Here is a 2,569-nt window from a genome sequence, read left to right as displayed (position 1 = left end):
ATCCCGGCTCCGAGCTCGGGAGCGAGGCGCGCGGCCCAGCGCAGTGCCCGCACCGACTGCTCGGACCCGTCGACCCCGACCACGATCACTGCGTCCTGTCCGTTCCCCATGTCGCACCCTCCGCTCCCGTGCCGATGATGACGTGCGTCCAGTATCTCCGAGCCGCCGTCGTCGGGCTCACAGATGCGAGAGGATGACGGAACTGCGCGTGTGGTTGATGCCCTTCCACTCCCGGATCCGGACCATGACGTCCTCCAGGTGGGCGGTGTTCTCGGCGCGGATGAGGAAGATGCCGTCCGCCTCCCCGGTCACCGTGTAGGCGTCCGTCACCTCGGCGATCTCCGCGGCCATGGTCCGCATCATCGACGGCGACAGCCCGCCGTCGCAGTGCAGCTCCACGAACGCCTCGATGTTCCACCCGAGCACCGACTGGTCGATCTCCGCGGTGAAGCGCTTGACGGCGCCCGACTGCTGCAGCGCGTCGACCCGCCGCTTCACCGCCGGGGCGGACAGACCCACCTTCTTCCCGATGGCCGCGTAGCTGCGGCGGCTGTCCTGGATCAGCGACGCAACGATTTGCTGGTCGATGTCATCTAGACGCAATGATTATCTCCTATGGCGCGTGTTATCAGACTGGATGCTTCACTATCGGGGCGTTAGACTTTAGATGTCAACTGCGGCGACCGTGTCGCAGATCTCCCCGCACCGCACACAGAAAGCTGGATGCTCCCGTGGCTCTCCTCCTCGTCTTCGGCCTCCCCGCCGTCCTCTTCACCGCGATCGGCCGCGCCGCTGCTCCGACCCGCTCCGCCTCGTTCGGCGAGACCGTCCGCCACGCCGGCGGCGACCTCGTCCGCGGCCTCCGGGTGTGCGCCATGACCGCCCCGCAGCACCTCACGAGCACGTCCTCCAGCCGCTGAGCCACCGCCCCCGGTGGCGGTGCGCCCGCACCGCCACCGGGGATGCGCACCGCACGCCCCTCCCCCGCCGGAAACCGATATCTACCGGTACGTCAAGTATTTACATTCGGGGACACGTGTTTCTGTTGCCAACGGCCCCCCCAGGGGGTGTAGTTGGTGGATGGCGATCATTCAAGCGGTACCCATGTCTCCGGTCGCGGAGGACGTCGGCTGGCTGGCCGCGATCGACCGAGCGATCAACTCGGCCTTCGCACCCATCACCGAGGTCTTCTCGACCATCGTCTTCTACCCGATCACCATTGCGGGAGTCAGCTTCCCCTTCGTGGTCGCGTGGCTGATCGCGGCCGGCGTGATCTTCACCGTCTACTTCGGGTTCATCCAGGTCCGCGGCCTCAAGGTGTCCTGGGACGTGGTGCGGGGCAAGTACTCCACCAAGGACGACCCCGGTGAGGTCCCGCACTTCCAGGCCCTGACCTCTGCGCTGTCCGGGACCGTGGGCTTGGGCAACATCGCCGGTGTGGGCGCGGCGATGGCCCTCGGCGGGCCGGGCGCCACCTTCTGGATGATCTGCGCCGGACTGCTCGGCATGGCCACCAAGTTCGCCGAGTGCACCCTGGGCGTGAAGTACCGCGAGGTCCACGAGGACGGCACCGTCAGCGGCGGGCCGTTCCGGTACCTGCTCGTCGCGTACGGCAGGTTCGGCAGCGTCGTCGCCAAGATCTTCACCGGCGTCTTCGCCGTCGCGATCCTGTTCTTCGGCGCGGCCGGCGGCAACATGTTCCAGGCGAACCAGACCTTCGCCCAGGTGCGCAACGTCACGGGCGGCCCCGACGGCTTCCTCGGCAGCGCCGGGGCGGCTCTGATCTTCGGGATCATCCTCGCCGGTCTCGTCGGCGCGGTGATCATCGGCGGCATCAAGTCCATCGGCGCCACCACGAGCAGGCTCGTGCCCGCCATGGCCGCTGTCTACGTCACCGCGTGCCTCATCGTCATCCTCGTCAACATCGGACAGGTCCCGGCGGCCTTCGCCTCGATCATCGACGGCGCCTTCTCCCCCGAGGGCATGGCCGGCGGCGTCCTCGGCGTCATGATCGTGGGCTTCCAGCGCGCGGCGTTCTCCAACGAGGCGGGCCTGGGCTCCGCCCCGATCGCCCACTCGGCGGTCAAGACCACCCGGCCCGTGAGCGAGGGCTTCGTGGCGATGTTCGAGCCCTTCGTCGACACCGTGATCATCTGCACCATGACGGCTCTGGCGATCATCATCGCCGGTGCTCCGAGCCTGCAGGCCGGCATCGACCAGGTGCAGGCCGGAGGGGGCGCCCCCGACGGCGTCATCCTCACCTCGGACGCCTTCGCCACCGTGCTCCCCTGGTTCCCGGTCGTCCTGGCCATCGCGGTGACGCTGTTCGCGTTCTCCACGCTGATCACGTGGTTCTACTACGGTCTCAAGGCCTGGGAGTTCCTCTTCGGCCGCAGCCGTACGAGCGACAACATCTTCCGTTTCATCTACCTGTTCTTCACCGTCGCCGGCTGCGTGCTGACCTTCAGCGAGGTCATCGATTTCGCCGACGCGGCCCTGTTCGTCTGCGGTTTCGTGAACCTGCTGGGCGTGTACCTGCTCCTGCCCGTGATCAAGCGGGAGATGAAGG

The 2,569-nt window shown here is 67.4% G+C and carries 4 protein-coding genes; 2 read left to right on the top strand and 2 right to left on the bottom strand.

Features of this window, described 5'->3' with window-relative positions; genetic code table 11:
* Together RIF68_RS36590 and RIF68_RS33980 are read right to left on the bottom strand one after the other, a co-directional pair.
* The coding region (locus RIF68_RS36590; RefSeq protein ID WP_375165782.1) for a universal stress protein at positions 1-110 on the bottom strand (110 nt) is incomplete at its 3' end.
* A 67-nt stretch (positions 111-177) separates the two neighbouring features.
* Positions 178-603 (bottom strand): Lrp/AsnC family transcriptional regulator, encoded by a 426-nt coding sequence (locus tag RIF68_RS33980; RefSeq protein WP_309055323.1) that lies wholly within the window; start codon positions 601-603, stop codon positions 178-180.
* 128 nt (positions 604-731) lie between these two features.
* On the opposite strand from RIF68_RS33980, the gene RIF68_RS33975 reads away from it, so the two are divergent.
* Positions 732-920 carry a hypothetical protein gene (locus RIF68_RS33975; protein ID WP_309055322.1) on the top strand — a complete coding sequence of 63 codons (189 nt, stop codon included), beginning with the start codon at positions 732-734 and terminating at the stop codon, positions 918-920.
* Positions 921-1,104: 184 nt separating this feature from the next.
* Positions 1,105-2,569 (top strand): alanine/glycine:cation symporter family protein (locus RIF68_RS33970; RefSeq protein WP_309055321.1); only part of this gene is annotated, 1,465 nt, incomplete at its 3' end.

It is taken from the genome of Streptomyces sp. (assembly GCF_031178505.1).
Taxonomy (GTDB): domain Bacteria; phylum Actinomycetota; class Actinomycetes; order Streptomycetales; family Streptomycetaceae; genus Streptomyces; species Streptomyces gulbargensis.
Note: the sequence above shows the minus strand (reverse complement) of the source record. Positions and strands in the feature narration are given on the sequence as shown.